General features: G+C 46.6%; 17 protein-coding genes and 1 tRNA gene. 8 read left to right on the top strand and 10 right to left on the bottom strand.

Annotated features, from left to right (window positions below):
* A partial coding sequence (locus tag MGMO_RS06660; protein WP_152976305.1) for an isochorismatase family protein occupies positions 1–368 on the top strand: 368 nt, incomplete at its 5' end.
* Positions 369–572: 204 nt separating this feature from the next.
* Here the strand turns inward: MGMO_RS06660 and MGMO_RS06655 are convergent.
* From MGMO_RS06655 to MGMO_RS06645, 4 genes are all read right to left on the bottom strand, one after another.
* On the bottom strand, positions 573–974 hold the full coding sequence (locus MGMO_RS06655; RefSeq protein ID WP_023494274.1) for a PIN domain-containing protein: 402 nt from the start codon (positions 972–974) through the stop codon (positions 573–575).
* Positions 971–1186: an AbrB/MazE/SpoVT family DNA-binding domain-containing protein gene (locus MGMO_RS06650; RefSeq protein ID WP_023494273.1), complete on the bottom strand. Its 216-nt coding sequence runs from the start codon at positions 1184–1186 to the stop codon at positions 971–973. Before MGMO_RS06650 ends, MGMO_RS06655 begins: the two co-directional genes overlap by 4 nt.
* Before the next feature lie 57 nt (positions 1187–1243).
* A complete protein-coding gene (locus MGMO_RS19515; protein ID WP_023494272.1) occupies positions 1244–1507 on the bottom strand; it encodes a hypothetical protein in 264 nt (87 codons plus the stop codon).
* 143 nt (positions 1508–1650) lie between these two features.
* Positions 1651–2742, bottom strand: coding sequence for an L-dopachrome tautomerase-related protein (locus MGMO_RS06645; protein WP_023494271.1), 1092 nt, complete (start codon positions 2740–2742; stop codon positions 1651–1653).
* Positions 2743–3458: 716 nt separating this feature from the next.
* On the opposite strand from MGMO_RS06645, the gene MGMO_RS06640 reads away from it, so the two are divergent.
* Positions 3459–4082: a hypothetical protein gene (locus tag MGMO_RS06640; protein WP_023494270.1), complete on the top strand. Its 624-nt coding sequence runs from the start codon at positions 3459–3461 to the stop codon at positions 4080–4082.
* A 310-nt stretch (positions 4083–4392) separates the two neighbouring features.
* Positions 4393–4953: a Slp family lipoprotein gene (locus tag MGMO_RS06635; RefSeq protein ID WP_023494269.1), complete on the top strand. Its 561-nt coding sequence runs from the start codon at positions 4393–4395 to the stop codon at positions 4951–4953.
* 81 nt (positions 4954–5034) lie between these two features.
* Here the strand turns inward: MGMO_RS06635 and MGMO_RS06630 are convergent, their stop codons facing one another.
* Positions 5035–5709: a DUF3047 domain-containing protein gene (locus MGMO_RS06630; RefSeq protein ID WP_023494268.1), complete on the bottom strand. Its 675-nt coding sequence runs from the start codon at positions 5707–5709 to the stop codon at positions 5035–5037.
* A gap of 169 nt (positions 5710–5878) precedes the next feature.
* Here MGMO_RS06630 and MGMO_RS06625 point away from each other — a divergent pair.
* Together MGMO_RS06625 and ppk2 are read left to right on the top strand one after the other, a co-directional pair.
* Positions 5879–5965: transfer RNA gene (locus MGMO_RS06625), tRNA-Leu, on the top strand.
* Positions 5966–6456: 491 nt separating this feature from the next.
* A complete protein-coding gene (gene ppk2 / locus MGMO_RS06620) occupies positions 6457–7239 on the top strand; it encodes a polyphosphate kinase 2 (protein ID WP_023494267.1) in 783 nt (260 codons plus the stop codon).
* An 11-nt stretch (positions 7240–7250) separates the two neighbouring features.
* Here the strand turns inward: ppk2 and MGMO_RS06615 are convergent, their stop codons facing one another.
* The 5 genes from MGMO_RS06615 to MGMO_RS06595 all read right to left on the bottom strand — a co-directional run bounded on the left by MGMO_RS06615 (position 7251) and on the right by MGMO_RS06595 (position 12296).
* Positions 7251–7601 (bottom strand): hypothetical protein, encoded by a 351-nt coding sequence (locus MGMO_RS06615; protein ID WP_023494266.1) that lies wholly within the window; start codon positions 7599–7601, stop codon positions 7251–7253.
* A 40-nt stretch (positions 7602–7641) separates the two neighbouring features.
* Positions 7642–7851, bottom strand: a complete 210-nt coding sequence (locus MGMO_RS06610; RefSeq protein WP_023494265.1) for an integral membrane protein — start codon at positions 7849–7851, stop codon at positions 7642–7644.
* 65 nt (positions 7852–7916) lie between these two features.
* A complete protein-coding gene (locus MGMO_RS06605) occupies positions 7917–9134 on the bottom strand; it encodes an acetate/propionate family kinase (RefSeq protein WP_023494264.1) in 1218 nt (405 codons plus the stop codon).
* A 98-nt stretch (positions 9135–9232) separates the two neighbouring features.
* Positions 9233–9871, bottom strand: a complete 639-nt coding sequence (locus tag MGMO_RS06600; RefSeq protein ID WP_023494263.1) for a histidine phosphatase family protein — start codon at positions 9869–9871, stop codon at positions 9233–9235.
* 25 nt (positions 9872–9896) lie between these two features.
* On the bottom strand, positions 9897–12296 hold the full coding sequence (locus MGMO_RS06595; protein WP_023494262.1) for a phosphoketolase family protein: 2400 nt from the start codon (positions 12294–12296) through the stop codon (positions 9897–9899).
* A 134-nt stretch (positions 12297–12430) separates the two neighbouring features.
* Between MGMO_RS06595 and MGMO_RS19905 the strand changes: the two genes are divergently transcribed.
* From MGMO_RS19905 to MGMO_RS06585, 3 genes are all read left to right on the top strand, one after another.
* On the top strand, positions 12431–12571 hold the full coding sequence (locus MGMO_RS19905) for a hypothetical protein (RefSeq protein ID WP_161808470.1): 141 nt from the start codon (positions 12431–12433) through the stop codon (positions 12569–12571).
* Positions 12572–12790: 219 nt separating this feature from the next.
* A complete protein-coding gene (locus tag MGMO_RS06590) occupies positions 12791–15487 on the top strand; it encodes a cation-transporting P-type ATPase (protein ID WP_235557243.1) in 2697 nt (898 codons plus the stop codon).
* Positions 15488–15635: 148 nt separating this feature from the next.
* On the top strand, positions 15636–16586 hold the full coding sequence (locus tag MGMO_RS06585; RefSeq protein ID WP_023494260.1) for a ZIP family metal transporter: 951 nt from the start codon (positions 15636–15638) through the stop codon (positions 16584–16586).
* Positions 16587–16875 lie beyond the last annotated feature (289 nt).

The raw sequence follows: 16875 nt of genomic DNA, 5'->3' as shown, positions 1-16875 counted from the left end.
GTAGTTTCCAACACATTGAAATCGGTGACACCTATAAATGGCATTTACTTACTTTTTATCAATCAGTTAAGCTGTACTATTCCGATAATCTCCGGACACCAGTGATGGCAGGTATTACTACCGATGTTTGTATTGTTTATCCAGCCATAACGGCGGTTGAAGCAGGCTATCAAGTACAGGTAGTTGTGGATGCTTGTGGCTCACCCACAAAATTGGGTGATGAGATCGCCTTACGGCGTATGGAAAAAGCGGGCGTGATATTAACCACAACCAATCAACTTATTGCCGAACTTGGCCAAAATTGGAGTTCTGCAAACGGTTCCAAGCTGATTGCAATTTTATTCGAAGACGTTCTATCTAAGCTTTAATGCCCGGACAAAGCTAAAATGAATAACCAATCCATGCTTCTATATCCTGCCCAAACACGGGAATGCAAAGATTTCGGGTTTATGCGGGCCCATTCGCGTGACGGGGCATGCTGCCCCGTCCGTATGGTTTTACATTGATTAATCGAAGCGGCATTATTAAGGTTTGCAGAAATGTTAGGAACAGGACTCTGTCCCGAACGTAGATTATTCAATCGCTAACATGCCTTCTAATGGTTGTGCGGCAGTGTCAAAGGTGTAAACGCCGCGCAGTTTAATGGCTTTTTGTTTGGCTATAAACTTGGCTTTGTTGGCAATTAAAGCATCGGCAAATCCTGCATTGCTGTCCCGGTAATCATTAAACGCCGTCCAGACGGTTAAGTTATCTTCAAAACAAAATTCCTGAATCAACGCTTCGATCACCGCAAGCAAAGCCAGTTTGTCTAAGTTGTATTTTTTGTTTTTCAATGTCCAGACTGTTTCAACCAAGACCACATCCGTCAGCAATGCCTTTGGGTTATTTTCAATCAGGCGCGTCGCTTTTTCTGACTGTATCAAGTCGTCTTGCAATAAATAGCGCAGTAAAACATTGGTATCAAGGGCAATCAATTGAATTCGGCTTGCAGTGATTCGTCGTCGGTCATGTCAGCTAAGGGTTTAACATGCTTTAGCAAACCTTTGGCGGCGCCCGGCACTTTTTTAATCAGCGTTAAATGGCCTTTATAAATAAAGCACTCCACCTCGTCACCTGGGTGAATATCTAACTGCTGGCATTGGTCAACAGGCAAGGTAATCTGTCGTTTTAAGCTAATTTTAGGCATAAAAATCTTTACATTATTAAATAAGTAAAGAATAGTGGCCGTATGTTACGTTGTCAATTAAATTTTTTGCAGGGTTTCACTTAAGACGATATTGAATGGTTGGTTTCCACAAGCCACGTGAGTTCGGTGTTCGAATACCTCTCTGAACAGGGCAACATGCCCAGTCCGGCTAAGGTGACTAAGAAGCTGTTTGGTTAAAAAAGTGTCTTGGTTCGGCGATCTATCAACCTTTAAAGCAGTAGTGAGCGTCATGCCGTCAGGGAATGACGGCATCCAGTCGGCATGGAAGCCATCCCTGGCTTCTGGATTCCGGCAGTCCATGCCGGAATGACGGGGTGTGTGAACAATTATTGAATAATAACCTATTGCGATTTCAATGCCTTATTGTTTATTGCATGGAATCGTTACCGACAGCCAGATACAAAATACGATTGGTTTTTTAACTACAAAGCCTCTTAGATAAGTTACCGCCCCGGCAGCCCGGTAGCCAGAGCTTTCACCTGAAGCAAATAAAACGGCGGTTTCGCTTCCAATGCCCCGCCATTCAGGGTCGCCGATTGATGCAACCGGTTGACGACAGCATACAAATTTCCATTCGGCCCAAAGCTAAATGAGTCCACCCAAGAGAGCCTTGGGCATTGAGAAAGCCTACGATACTTCCGGTCGGATGAAATAATGCCGATGGCATTTTCTGCTAATTCGCCCAAATAGATATTGTTGTCCTTGTCTACGGTAATCCCATCCGAAATCGGCTTGTCGCTATAGCGTTCAACGCGGCTTGCTAAAGCCTTATCATCCAGGGTTTCGTTAGCCAGGTCATCCGCCTTTATCCGATACAGGCTATGTCCGTGCATAGGCCCGAAATAGACCCACTCATTATTCAAGTCTTCGGTAATCGGATTGACACCGATATGAGGGCGGACAAGTTTTCCCGATTTGTCCTTCACTTGAATCGGCACCTTATTAATAATCAAATCGATATTTTCAGGAATCACGCTGCTATGGCCTTCAAGCACACGCCGTACCGTTCCAGTATTCAGATTGACCACAATCAAACCGGCATTTGTGCCGCCGGCTGGGTCGCTGATAAAAATATGGTTACGACGGGTATCGACGGCAAAATCGTTTACAAATTCATCCTTGGGTGCAATGGGTGGTGGCAAGTTGATGACTTGATGCAGCCTATCCGCCTTAATATCCCAACCCACCAGTTTTGGCATAACCCCGCTACGCATCCCGTTATCGAGCATCCATACGATCCCGTTTGCTGATCGAATTCCTAGCACAGAATCGAGTTTTAACACCGCTTTTGAATCTACATCCGCCAACTCCTTATTCGGAAACGGTACTAGTTTCTTGTCCTTATATTCAACCACCGTATATTTCGGCTGGTAAAACTGATGCATACTCATAATGATCCGGCCATTGTCCGTCACCGTCACATTGCCAGGGCCGTTTTCGAGTTCGGCTATGATGTCGAAGTTTGGCCCTGCTTTAGCTCCAATCGCAAACAAGATCAGAAAGCTAACGACTGCTAATTTTGGTAATGTCGCCATGAATATCTCCAAATAGAAAATGAATCAAGCAACACACTACGTTATCCTATGGGAACTGTTAAATGATCTTTATTCATGGTGGCATTCATGAATTTTATGAAGTGTTTTATAGAATGCGCTGAATGTTTATTGAATGTCAAAGCAAACGCCAATTTTGAATCATTTGCGGAAAATGGGTTCTAGCTTCAGTGCAAACTTCTGTAGCCACCGATAAATGGCAGGAGAGCTAATTGCCATATTCCGATTTGCTGCCATTTCAACCCAATGGCGGTAGCTGAGTAGATAAGTTAGATACCAGTGGGCAGAGGTTAGGACAATGGCTTTTTCAAATTAGCGTCCTTTGAAGCCGATCATCGTGTTCGATGGGCGTGTGGTTATCGAGCTGCTAGTGTAACCAATCAGCATTGTTTTTTCTAATGCAAGAGAACCCAAAACCTCGCGTAGTCAAAGCACCTATGCATAGGGAGCTGTCCTAAACCATGTCAAGTAACGATGCACAACAAATTTCTAAAAATTGATAGTTGGCTAACACTAAGACGATAAACAGAAATGCCGAATCCATTAAAATCAAAATCTTATTGCAGGTCAATTTGAAATATGGTAAGTTGACTTAAAGATTAAGTACTTAAAGTATGTTTTGCGAAAAATTCATTACCGCAAGATTCAGCACGATTTTACCTGTTTTATATTACCAATCTTAATAAGGGGAGTGATTTATGCCGGGCATAGACGACATGGGCGTTGAAAACGATACGCAGGGGATTTGTGGTTTCACCAGCACCTTGTATGCGGTTTATATGAATCAACCGCAGTTACGACAAAAATTGGGGGACGCTTTAGGTAATGATGAGACTGTACGAAGTCTACGTATGATGGCGGAGATCAAGACTTTCTTGCAAATGATGAAAGCCGATGGAAATAATGCTGTATTGGACGAAATTACCGAACTCACCAGTTCATTTGATGGCTACGATACATGGACGGTAGATTCCTATATCGATAAAATAAATCAGCTCGGCGTCGATAACAAGGAAACTGATGAGATCATAATCGATGATTTTTCTATAGCGATGCCACCGGATTCTACCATGGAATATATGCGCACCGCTTGGGGCTTGAAACCGTTTTTGACGGACGATGTCCTACCGGGCGATGTCATCTTAGGGCTAACCCGAACAGGTGCCCCAATAAATCGATGGAAAAACCTTGCACACTATGTGTACCAGAGTGCGGATGGCACAATATACAGTTGGGGGGGACAGTTTACCGATTTGGACGACGTGAATACAAAGAGGAATAGGGATTACTCGGTAATCTACCGCATCATGGTGAACGCATAACTTGTAATTGTGTCCCGGCGGTTTAACAACCCTGGGCGAAATTTAAAAAAGAGATTCAGGTCCGCTAAGCGCTGAAGCTTAACGGATAAGGTTGGATGATTGTGTGAGTATGCCGAACCATAATCTGGGACGATGTGATGCAATCCTGTGTCCACAATCACGGGGCGACTTCAAAGCCCTTGTTTTAGCAAATTATGAGATAATTTTCTTGTCGTATCAAAGGGTTTGACCAGATGAGTATTTTCGTTATTCTAAGGTTTGCTTTATCTGAATACCGAGGCTAATAAATAATTTACGCTGGAACTAATCCATGAAAAACCATGTGTTCATAGTTTGCTTATTATTGTCCGCTTGCTCTAACCTCCCGCCCGAAATTCAAGATCCCCCCGCATTGGATCTCAGTTACCAGGAAGTTGCCACAAACATAGCCAAGTACAAAAATGCGCCCGTACGCTGGGGCGGCAAGATAGTCGAAGTAGAAAATGAACCCAGTTATAGCGCGATCCAAGTGTTATGGCATCCATTAGGAAGTTATGGTCGTCCGGATTTGGACGAGCCGAACCAAGGCCGTTTTGTTATTAAACACCCAGAATTTCTTGACCCCGCCGTCTACAAAAAAGATACAGCCATTACGGTGGCAGGGATGTTGGAAGGCGATACTGAACGCACTATAGGAAACAAATCGTTGCGATTGCCTTTGGTGACGGCGAAACAGATCCATATCTGGCAAGAAGTCGATTATTATCCCTACTATGGAGGTTTTGGTTACGGAGGAGGGCTGAGCTATTATCCTTATGGTGGATTTTACGGTTATAGTCCCTACTACTGGGGTGGCTATTACCGCCCCTACTATTTCCATCGAAATCGTTGAGCCGTGCGCCGACATAAGGCAATAAGTTTTGTCGACGTCAACACCTAAAAAATTCAGTGTGGTAATCCAAGTAAGGGACATTTATTTCGCCGTGAAGTAAATATCGCCATAATAAGCTGTTGCTTTGCCTTCGGCATTGTCGGTGTCGGTCATAATGGCAACAGCGTCTATGTAGGCTATGTCTTCGCCTGTTAACTGCTTATAATCTGCACGGATATTGCGCTTTTCGGTAGCCCAAGTTCCAGTCTTGTCGGCTGATGACCGAACGGCAACCATCATGGCATGGTCGCCAGCAAAGGGATTAGGCCAGACTTTATCCTTGGGCGAGGTGCTCGCCCAAACATAATTGATGGCTTTGGTATTCCAGAATATGAGTCCGCCACTCACAACCACATAAACACGAGCTGCAAAGTCATCACCCAATTTGCTTTGCTCATCTATGCTCCCTAAACGATTTTCGATGCGCCATCGCCAGTTCAGGTATGGTGTTTTTTGAAGGTCTATGCGCTGTTCGAAGAACAGGCCTGAGGCAGCCGCATTACTGTCGGCCTTTAGGGCGTTTATGCCGTCTATTTGGGTTATTTGGTATTGGGTCCGTCCTTTAAATTCCTTAGTTTTCCAGCCAGTTAATGAGCCTGTGGAGAAACTGCCAACCATAAATTTACCAATCGGGTGCTCACCTGCACTAACAGGCATGAACCCGATAAAAAACCACAGATAATAGATGTGAAAATGATTAAAGCGTTTTACAAACATGACGACGACCTTATTTAAGAGTTTAAAAGCATGGCATAAGCCTTGTAGAACGGCGGTTACGGATTTCCAGGAGTAGCTTGAGAATATCAATTGGCTAAATAAATACCTGGATTAGCCTAGTTTATTTTTATCGATGTTATATAATGCCGTCCTCATCAATGTTATCGATGCCTCGGTGGCGAAATTGGTAGACGCAAGGGACTTAAAATCCCTCGGTGGTAACACCGTGCCGGTTCGACTCCGGCCCGAGGCACCATTAATATCAATATGTTACATATATTTAAAGGATATTGATTTAATTTTATGCTTTAAAGGGTAACTTTCAAAAATAATATACAGCAAGGTCGAGAATGCTGATACCTTCCGATGTTTTTCGATAGCGTAATTTAATGGGTATTGCCGCTAAAAAGATCGTATCCCGAAAGCCATTGTTGAATCAAATTGGTAATGGATAGCATAAAATTGTGTATTTCACTTCTTAAACGCCATACTTGACTAGTTTCAATAAACTGGTGCTGGATTCTAGCCCAATCGCTAACTCTTACAATCAAGAAACTACACATAGGCTCTAGATAACCAACTGCCATTCTGTCCTATCACACAATTAGTTTCAGTCGGCAGTCGGATTGCCTTTTTTACCGGTGTAAGATGCCCTATAACGCAAGCACAGGGCTTGCTAAACTTGCTTATTGCCGAATAGTAAAAACGTAACGAACTCAATCAAAAATACCCGAGGGAGAAATTGCTATGACAAAAAAACAAGCAAAGAAAATTAAAACAGACACCTATAAAGAAACGCTGCGGTTATTGCAAATTGAATTGGTCAAGTTACAAAAACACATCATCAAGAAGAATGACAGGGTCTTGATAATTTTTGAAGGCCGCGATGCGGGCGGCAAGGACGGCACAATTAAGCGTATCACCGAGTATTTAAGTCCGCGCGAAACCCGTATGGTTGCGCTCGGCAAGCCGTCAGACCGGGAAAATAGCAGTTGGTATTTTCAACGCTATGTACCTCATTTGCCTGCCGATGACGAGATGGTGTTTTTCAACCGTAGCTGGTACAACCGCGCAGGCGTGGAGCGGGTCATGGGGTTTTGTACCGACCAGGAATATCATGAATTTCTGGAAACCGTGCCCGACTTCGAGCAAATGTTGGTCCGGTCCGGTATCAAATTATTGAAATATTACCTGGATATTAGTCGGGACGAGCAAAAAAAACGCCTGAAAGACCGCCAACAAAATCCGCTTAAACAATGGAAAATCAGCCCCATCGATAAAGCCGCCCAAAAGCACTGGGATGATTACAGCCTAGCCCGAAACACGATGTTTGCCAGGACGCACCATTTATCCGCGCCCTGGACGATCGTCAAGGCGGACAACAAACAAGTGGCGCGTGTCAATGTCATCAAAGACATGCTGTTCCGGCTTAGCTATAAGGATAAGGATGAAGCCCTCATCCTGTCTGATGCAAATATTGTTTTCAACTATGAAGAAAGTTATCTGCAAAATGGCATGATAGCGCCGTGATGAGTCACTTTTTATTTGTGATTAAAAGACATCGCCATGATGATGAGGAAAATAATGACTAATATCGGCCAAAAATAAGGCGCAAAGATAAGGCAAACCATAAAGGCAAAAAACACGGCACCGAAAAACATGAACACGCCAATCCCCATAAACAGCAACATCGTGAGGACAATGGCAAGTCCCATTATCACCAGAAAGGTCGGGATGGCGGCAAAACGGATGAATGGCTCAGCAACGGGTTCGCCATTGACCATAATGCTTAACTGCCCGACTTCAGGGTGGAATAAGTAACCGAGTATCGCGATAACTGTGCCAACGATGAAGACTTTGGAAATCAGCTTTGCACTACCTTTATTTTGCATAATGGCGACCCCGACTTACTTGGACTTGTTTTTCATGAAATCACACCGGACCAGCGCTTTCTTTATGCGGTAGGCTGACTTTCGCCATCGCCACGCCCAGCATGATCATATTAATGCCCAAAAACAGACCTAACAACCAATGCGCGGTTTCAGCCCAGAATGCCAGGATGATAATTGCAAACGCCAATGCGGTCACTCCGCTAAAAAGCACAAACTGCCAATGTGGCAACGGGCGCATTATCAAGGCCATGTAGATTTTGATGCTACCTTCAAGTGCGAAAAACTGGCCGGATTGGCACGTTGATTGTCTTCAATTCAGCAACAGCCGCCTTTCGGTTGGGATTCGTCCAAGCTCCGTAGCATAGCGAGCGTATGTGATGCAATCATCCGGTTTTCATCGGTAGGCACAACCCACGCGGTAACCATGGAATTTGGGGTTGAGATTCGTGTTTGGCCGGCCGCATTGGCGGAGCTGTCAAGTTCGAGTCCCAGCCATACCGCCTGCCCGCAAATTTTATCGCGAATAATGGCAGAATGTTCGCCGATGCCGGCGGTGAACACCAAGGCATCAAGCCCTCCGAGAGCTGCGGTCAGTGAGCCTATTTCAAGCCCAACGCGATAGACGAACAACTCAACCGCTTCCTTTGCTTTTGGATTGTCACTGGCAAGCAACGTACGCATATCGCTGGAAATACCGGACACACCCAGTAGGCCGGATTCGTGGTAGAGCAGTTGCTCCAATGCGCTCGGTTTCATGCCGTGATGGGCCATAAGGTAAAGCAACACGCCTGGATCGAGGCTGCCGCAGCGGGTGCCCATTACCAACCCGTCTAATGGGGAAAATCCCATCGTGGTGGCGATGCTGCGGCCGTTTTGGATGGCGCACAAACTGGCGCCACTGCCTAGGTGGGCGACGATGATTCGCGCACTCGCTAATATGGGATCGAGCGTAGGCAGCACGGAAACAATGTATTCATAGGATAAGCCATGAAATCCGTAACGAAGCACACCTTCATCAAAAAAATGCCTTGGCAACGCAAAGCGTTGCGCTATTTCGTGCTGTGAGCGATGGAATGCGGTATCAAAACAGGCCACATGCGGCAAGTTAGGTAAGATTTTCTGGAACGCGTGGATAGCGGCGAGATTATGTGGCTGATGCAGCGGCGCTAAGGGGATAAGGTTTTCCAGGTCGGTGAAGATTTTTGCGTCGATCAGGACGGGTGTTGAGTAGTGTTGTCCACCGTGGACAACACGATGCCCCACGGCTATCAGTGATCCATCCGTTAAATACTCTTCCAGCCACGCCCGGATAACGGCAATAGCACTCTTATGGTCGTGAACCTCATCAACAGAAAGTGTACGTTCGACTAAAACGACGCCATAGGAATTTTTTATGGTGAAGTTTGGTTGGTTTTCGATGCCGTCAATTTGTCCGTTTGCGTCAACAATAAGCTGGGAGGACGGGGCCCATCGGTAAACGGCGAATTTGATGCTTGATGAACCTGCGTTGATGACAAGCAAGTATTTATTCACGATCTTTCATTGGATTCGGGTAACGCGCCCACTATATCCACATGCTTTTTTAGGCGCTTGATCGCACATGGTCGTTCAAAATTAATTCGACTGCCAAATCAAGAGCCGGGACGTTCAAGCAGGTGTTTGGGCATATAACTGCGGTCGCCCAAGATTTCGAGCATCGGCCCGTGGGTAGCCATCTTTACAATGCTGACGGAAGCTGCAGGTGCATCGATACGATCCCGATAACGGCCAAGATCGATGCCCAACAAGCTGCAAAGGATAATGCGTATCGTGGCCTTGTGGGAGACAACCAATACGTTGCCAGAGACGTATTTGGCTTCAATTTCGCTGATGACCGTAAGGGCGCGGCTAGCCACTTGAACGGCTGTTTCACCGCCAGTCGGCGGATTCCAAGCCGGTTCTGTCAGCCAGTGGATATAATCTTGTTCATAACGAATGCGAACATCCTCTTTTTCCTTATCTTCCCATGCCCCATAATCAATTTCCCGAAGGGCATCCCTAACTTGCATGGGCAGGCCTAACGCAGTGCATAAGGGTTGTGCGGTTGCGATAGTTCGTTTCATCGGGCTGACATAGACATCCGTCCAAGAAACCGAGCTATAGGCTTCGGCGAAAGCCTGTGCCATTTGTTTGCCTTCCGGTGTCAAGTCGGGATCGAGCGTCCCGCAAAAGGCATCTCGTTGGCTGTATTCCGTCTCGCCATGCCTTAACAAGTATATTTTCAGGCCCATTTGAACTTTCCTATCGATTGGCGCCTTAATAAGGCCAGTGCCACTGTTCGTCTTCTGGCCTGTCTATGCCATGTTCGTAAGCATGATTGCAGCATTCGATTTGCAGGTCGCGTAGCTTTTCTTTTACGTGTGCGCCCGATACCTGCAACCCAGGTATGCGATTGATGGCATCAATTACTAGGCTGAAACGGTCGGTTTCGTTCTGGATCGCCAGTTCCAGCGGCGTGTTGATGCTGCCTTTTTCCTTGTAACCACGTACATGAAGATTATGGTGGTTATTGCGCCGATAGGTGAGTCGATGTATTAGCCAGGGATAACCGTGGAAATTGAATATAATGGGTTTGTCCAGGGTAAACAGGCTGTCAAAATCACGATCCGAAAGGCCGTGAGGATGTTCGGTGTTGGGCACTAATTTGTAGAGATCGACGACGTTAATAAAGCGAATTTTGAGTTGCGGAAAGTGTTCGCGCAACAAGACCACAGCTGCCAGCGCTTCCTTAGTGGGAATATCGCCCGCACTCGCCATCACGAGATCGGGTTCGGCCCCGTCGTCGTTACTTGCCCATTCCCATATACCGATGCCCTTGGTGCAATGTTTGACCGCCGAATCCATATCCAGGTATTGCAGGTGTTTCTGCTTATCGCACACTATCACGTTAATATAGTCGGTGCTATTCAGGCAATGGTTGGCGATTGAAAGTAGGCAGTTCACGTCCGGTGGCAAATAGATTCTTGTCACCGACGGGCTTTTGTTCACGACGATATCCAGGAAACCCGGATCCTGATGGGTAAACCCATTGTGATCTTGCCGCCAGACGGTGGAGGTAATCAGCAGGTTCAGCGATGACACTCTCGCTCGCCAAGGCACTTTTTTCGACATCGCCAACCATTTGGCATGTTGGTTAAACATGGAATCTATGAGATGGACAAAGGCTTCGTAGGTCGAAAAGAAACCGTGACGACCCGTCAGCAAATAGCCCTCCAACCAGCCTTCCAGCGTATGTTCGGACAGCATTTCCATTACCCGGCCGTCTGGCGACAATTCACCGCCGTCGGCATCTTCCGGCAACGTGTCCGCCAACCACGTTTTCTTACTGGCCTCGTAGATGTCGTCCAGCTTGTTAGAGGCATTTTCATCCGGCCCGAAGACGCGGAAATTGGCCATGTTGTCGCGCATAATGTCGCGCAGGAACTTGCCCAAGGGTCGCGTATTTTCTGCCGCCACTTTACCGGGACTTTCCAACGCCAGCGCATAATCCCGGTAATCCGGCATTCGCAAGGCCTTTCGTAACAAGCCGCCGTTGGCGTGAGGATTGGCGCTCATGCGCCGTGTTCCTTTAGGTGCAAGCGCCTTAAGCTCAGGGATTAGCTTGCCTGTAGTATCGAATAATTCTTCGGGTTTGTAACTGCGTAACCATGTTTCCAACAGCTCAAGGTGGGCCGGATTTTCCTTGATCGTTGTCAAAGGGACTTGATGTGAACGCCAGAAACCTTCCACTTTGTGTCCGTCCACTTCTTTGGGGCCAGTCCAACCTTTTGGGCTGCGTAAGACTATCATTGGCCAACGCGGTCGCATCGGGATTCCGCTGCACCTGGCTTCTCTCTGAATCCGTTGAATTTCAAGCACGCAGTGTTCGAGTACGTCCGCCATCTGTTGGTGCATTATTTCAGGATCGTTGCCTTCTACGAAGTATGGCATGTAGCCATAGCCTTGAAATAAATGCTCGAGTTCTTCATGGGAAATGCGGGACAACAGCGTGGGGTTGTTGATCTTGTAACCGTTCAGGTGCAGTATAGGCAATACGGCACCGTCACGGATAGGATTGAGGAATTTATTGGAATGCCATGACGTGGCAAGTGGCCCCGTTTCCGCTTCGCCATCGCCTACGGCCACTGTCACGATTAAGTCGGGGTTGTCGAATGCGGCGCCGTACGCATGGGAAATGCTGTAGCCTAGCTCACCGCCTTCATGTATAGAACCTGGCATTTCAGGGGTGCAGTGGCTTCCTATGCCGCCGGGGAAAGAAAATTCCTTGAAGAACTGCAGCAAGCCTTCCTCGTCTTCACTTTTATTGGGGTAATTTTCCGTATAAGTCCCCTCAAGGTATACTGGAGCCAACACGCCCGGTGCGCCGTGGCCAGGGCCTGCCAGGAAAATGGCATTGAGATCGTACTTGATAATCAGCCGATTGATATGGACGTAGATAAAGCTGAGGCCAGGGCTCGATCCCCAATGCCCTAACAGCCTATTTTTGATATGTTCCGGTTTGAGCGGTTCTTTCAGTAGGGGATTATCTTGAAGGTAAATCATGCCAGCGGCGAGGTATGTACACGCTCGCCAGTAGGCGTTAATCTGGTCTAGGTTGTTTTTTGATAGCCGAGCGGGTTCAGGAAGTACGGGGTTTGAATTATCGGATATCGGCATAGGTCTATCCAAAATAAAGGGTTATCTTTCAACTATACGCTTTAACCCATTAGTTTTCAATTTATGCGTTCCGGCGATTTACCCATTGCCAGCGCATTCTCGTACTGAATCAGTGTGAGAAATATTTTCTTAAAATGCCGACCTACTTAATCTCAAAGGGTTGGCAACATCGGCTAAAATATTTGATTTATTCGGAAACTGCCGAGCAAGCCATAGAAATCAACTGCATCTCCTGTGGTGCGATCATTATCGCCGAAGTGACATGGAAAGGTTGATGAATCCGCCATCATCCCAAGTACAGTCTACGGCAGCGAAAGGTCCATGTCATCATCACGGCTTACCAAGCTCAGAAACCCAGCGCTGAAGAGAGGATTGTATTTTAAGGTAAAAACGAGGAAACTAGCTCCCGTATATTTTGAACGTGCTGTTTTATTTGGGTGAACAGGATCAAAATGGATAAACAGCAGAAACATCAATTACCCCTGTGGCATTCAATGCCTGCAAACGAAGTCTGTAAGGCTTTTGTGAGCGACGTATCAGGACTAAGCCATGCGGAAGCAGGGCGAAGGTTAATCAAATACGGAACCAATGAATTTACCCCTTTCGACAGGCTTAGCCCGTTCAAACGATTTTTAAGCCAATTCCACAATGTCTTGATTTACCTGCTGCTGGGTGCGGCCTGCATTACCTATTTAATTGGTGAGCAGGTAGATAGCGTTGTTATCCTTGGGGTTGTTTTTATCAACGCAATAATAGGATACATCCAGGAAGGCAAAGCGGAAAAAGCCTTGGACGGCATCCGTAACCTATTGACCCAAGAGGCTATGGTGCGTCGGGAAGGCAAGGATTTTCTGGTTAACGCCAAACAGTTGGTGCCAGGGGACATCGTAAGCCTCGAAAGTGGCGATAAAGYCCCCGCCGATACGCGTTTGTTGCAAACCAAAAGTTTACGGATTGACGAATCCATGTTGACAGGCGAATCTGTCCCTGCTGAAAAAAATAGCCAAGCAGTAGAGCCTAACGCCGTGTTGGGGGATCGGCTTTGTATGGCTTATTCAGGTACGTTAGTGGCCTATGGCACGGGCTTTGGTGTGGTAGTGGGTACAGGTGATGCGACTGAGATTGGTCGGGTGAACAAAATGTTAAAAGCCGTTTCGCCATTAACTACGCCATTGCTAAAACAAATTGCCCAATTTAGCCGTTGGCTGACAGTCGCCATCTTAACGGTCGCTACGGTTACTTATCTATACGGTTGGACTATTGAGCACACTGCGCCAGCCGAATTATTTATGGCAGTGGTCAGTTTGGCGGTGGCGGCAATACCAGAAGGCTTGCCCACCATCCTGACTATCATCCTGGCAATTGGGGCCCGACAAATGGCTAAACAAAACGCCATCATTAGACGTTTACCCGCGATTGAGACTTTGGGTTCTGTAACTGTCATTTGCACAGACAAAACCGGAACGCTTACCTCCAACGAAATGACAGTCAAATCGATTTTCGCAGCCAATACGCTTTTTACTGTTGAAAACGAAGGAGATGGTCAAGATGCCGATGCAATCAAATTAGGCGATGCCGCAATCAAGTTGATTAACTACCCTGATTTGCAGATGCTTGTTAAAGCCGCCGCCCTTTGTAATAACGCATCAGTGATACAAAATGGGGGTATCTGGCATAGCCAAGGCGATCCTACCGAAACGGCACTTATTACTCTGGCTTTAAACGCCAATATCTCAATGAATGCGTTGAGGCTTGAATTGCCGCGCCTGGACACAATCCCCTTTGAATCAGCGTATTGTTTTATGGCGACGTTGCACCATAATCAAACGACAGGCCTGGTGTTTGTTAAAGGTGCGCCGGAGAGTGTATTGAGCCGATGCAGCCACCAGCTTGAGCGTGGCATGAACATACCGATTGACATAGAAAAAAGCCATACGCAAGCCAATCAATTGGCTACCTGTGGCCAACGTGTCATTGCAGTTGCCTATAAATCAACGTTCCTAACTCAAAAACAGCTAGACTTTGGGGACGTGGAAAGTGGGCTCACCTTGCTCGGCATTATCGGCATGGTTGACCCACCTAGGCCAGAAGCGACCCAAGCTGTTCACCTTTGTCAGAAAGCTGGGATTAAGGTCAAGATGATGACGGGCGACCATGCCGTGACGGCACTGTCTATTGCGGAACAAATGGGGATAGGCAACGGCTCAGTCCTACGCGGCGAAGAGTTGGATAGGATGTCCCACGACGGGCTTCAAAATGCCGTTCGCACCATTGATGTGTTCGCCCGTGTCAGCCCTGAGAACAAATTGCGCCTGGTAATGGCGCTACAAGCCCAACATCAAATCGTTGCGATGACAGGTGACGGCGTCAATGATGCCCCTGCACTGAAATGCGCCGATGTGGGGGTTGCGATGGGCAAGAAAGGCACGGAGGTTGCGAAAGAAGCCAGTGAAATGGTATTGGCGGACGATAATTTTGCGACAATTGCAAATGCCGTGGCAGTCGGGCGGGGTGCTTACGATAATTTAAAGAAAGCTATCATCTACATATTGCCTACCAGCATTGCTGAAGCCTTGATGATTGTGGTGGCAACTTTTTCGGGGAATATCCTGCCCATTACGCCCATCCAAATCCTGTGGATCAACATGATTACCGAAACGACATTATCATTGAGCCTGGCTTTTGAAGCGCCGGAAAGTAACGTAATGCACCGGCTCCCCAGAAAACCTGACGAGCCGTTGATTTCAGGTTTATTGGTTTGGCGTATCGTGTTTGTTTCTGCCATTATGGTGGGTGGAACGTACGGTCTTTTCCTTTGGGAACAAGCCCAGTCCAACTCAATTCCTGCGGCCCGCACTGTCGCCGTGAACACCTTGGTCGTATTCGAGATTTTTTATGTGTTCAATAGTCGCTATATGTTGAAATCGGTTGTCAACATACATGGCCTATTCGGAAACTGGTTGATTTGGCTGGCGGTTGTCATTTTGATGATTTTACAGCTTGCCTTGACATACTGGATGCCAATGCAGTCTGTGTTTGGTACGGTAAGCCTTGATCTTCATACTTGGAAATACATAGTTGGCGTGGCGTCCAGTTTGTTCGTTCTTGTGGAGATTGAAAAACTTATGATTCGCTTGGTCATGCCAAGGTTATGTTGTGCTTTTAAAAACAAGTCATTGAAACAAAATTAAAATTAATGTGCATCCAATCTATGGCAACCTTTCTGGAAGCGCTTAATTGATCCAGATCAAGCAATCAGGCAAAAGGGTGTTGCATATTAGCCGTTAACACCCTATTTTGGTAACCGTATATAACCGTGCATTCTTACAGGCAAATCCTATGTCGGCGATAGTCAAAAACTTCGAAAAATTACAAAGCTTCTACGAAGTGCAGATTGCAAGGCTTCAAGCCAATAGCCATTTCATTACATTGATGGCTTTGCCAACTCTCCAACGCCGGTTGAGTTTTGCCGGATTGTTCTTGCTTTCGCAGTTGTTCATATTCGGCTGTTTGTACATACTTTTCGGTAAAGTGGTCGTTATTGGCTTTGTTGCCAGTATCCTTGCGGGATTGGCGACGGGTTTGGGCGCTTTGCCTGTGCTGTTTTTTAAGAATATCTCGAATAACCTGTTCAGTAGCCTATTAGGCGGTGCGGCAGGTGTCATGTTGGCGGCAACGGCATTTTCCCTGCTGGTGCCAGGTATCCACTTCGGTAATGTGCTCTGGCCTGGATACGGTATTTATATGGTTTCGGCAGGTATGCTCTTGGGTGCGTTTTTCCTGCATTATGCCGATCATCAACTGCCGCATCCGCACTTTGATGCGGTCATTGATCCCCATGTGAATTCATTTAGAAAAATCTGGCTGTTCGTGATTGCTATCACTATCCATAATTTTCCTGAAGGGATGTCGGTTGGCGTTAGTTTCGGCTCGGGGGAAATGAAAAATGGCTTGGTATTGGCTATTGCTATCGCCATGCAAAATATTCCCGAAGGATTGGCAGTGGCGCTGCCCTTGGTCAGTTTGGGTTACAACCGCTGGCGGGCAATAGGGATAGCCACAATGACTGGCTTGGTGGAGCCCGTCGGTGGTTTGTTGGGGATTACCATGGTGACGCTATTTCAATCGGTGTTGCCAATTGCGATGGGCTTTGCGGCAGGCGCGATGCTGTTTGTCATCAGTGAAGAAATTATCCCCGAAACCCACGCCAAAGGGCGTTCGCGTTATGCAACCTATTCATTGATGATTGGGTTTATTGTCATGATGGTTGTCGATAATGCGCTGGGTTGAGTTTTCGCCAAATATTGCTTGGGTATCCAATTTGCCAATTACATTATTATTGTAAATTATTTGATTCTCCCTACCCTAACTCTCTCGGCAATTGGCCCTGAATTGCCTCACTAACTTAGGCTTATGCAAGGATCCTGCGGGAGGGAACAATTGTGCCTAAATCGTTCGATAGCTAAAAATAAGGACATTGTTAATAAAGTATAGGCTTTAGCTCGCCGTTCCATTTGAGCATCAAAAGCATGACGGAATATTTAAGCATGTCTTTGCTTTTGCTGTAGCACTTCGACTT

The sequence above is a fragment of the Methyloglobulus morosus KoM1 genome (genome assembly GCF_000496735.2).
In the GTDB taxonomy this organism is placed as follows: Bacteria; Pseudomonadota; Gammaproteobacteria; order Methylococcales; family Methylomonadaceae; genus Methyloglobulus; species Methyloglobulus morosus.
This window is presented reverse-complemented; position numbering and strand designations above follow the sequence as displayed.

Coding starts and splice junctions, on each gene's coding strand:
- MGMO_RS06650 (WP_023494273.1), bottom strand. CDS start 1,186: ATGCCTAAAATTAGCTTAAAACGACAGATTACCTTGCCTGTTGACCAA.
- MGMO_RS19515 (WP_023494272.1), bottom strand. CDS start 1,507: ATGGACTGCCGGAATCCAGAAGCCAGGGATGGCTTCCATGCCGACTGG.
- MGMO_RS06645 (WP_023494271.1), bottom strand. CDS start 2,742: ATGGCGACATTACCAAAATTAGCAGTCGTTAGCTTTCTGATCTTGTTT.
- MGMO_RS06640 (WP_023494270.1), top strand. CDS start 3,459: ATGCCGGGCATAGACGACATGGGCGTTGAAAACGATACGCAGGGGATT.
- MGMO_RS06635 (WP_023494269.1), top strand. CDS start 4,393: ATGAAAAACCATGTGTTCATAGTTTGCTTATTATTGTCCGCTTGCTCT.
- MGMO_RS06630 (WP_023494268.1), bottom strand. CDS start 5,709: ATGTTTGTAAAACGCTTTAATCATTTTCACATCTATTATCTGTGGTTT.
- ppk2 (WP_023494267.1), top strand. CDS start 6,457: ATGACAAAAAAACAAGCAAAGAAAATTAAAACAGACACCTATAAAGAA.
- MGMO_RS06615 (WP_023494266.1), bottom strand. CDS start 7,601: ATGCAAAATAAAGGTAGTGCAAAGCTGATTTCCAAAGTCTTCATCGTT.
- MGMO_RS06610 (WP_023494265.1), bottom strand. CDS start 7,851: ATGGCCTTGATAATGCGCCCGTTGCCACATTGGCAGTTTGTGCTTTTT.
- MGMO_RS06600 (WP_023494263.1), bottom strand. CDS start 9,871: ATGGGCCTGAAAATATACTTGTTAAGGCATGGCGAGACGGAATACAGC.
- MGMO_RS06595 (WP_023494262.1), bottom strand. CDS start 12,296: ATGCCGATATCCGATAATTCAAACCCCGTACTTCCTGAACCCGCTCGG.
- MGMO_RS19905 (WP_161808470.1), top strand. CDS start 12,431: ATGCCGACCTACTTAATCTCAAAGGGTTGGCAACATCGGCTAAAATAT.
- MGMO_RS06585 (WP_023494260.1), top strand. CDS start 15,636: ATGTCGGCGATAGTCAAAAACTTCGAAAAATTACAAAGCTTCTACGAA.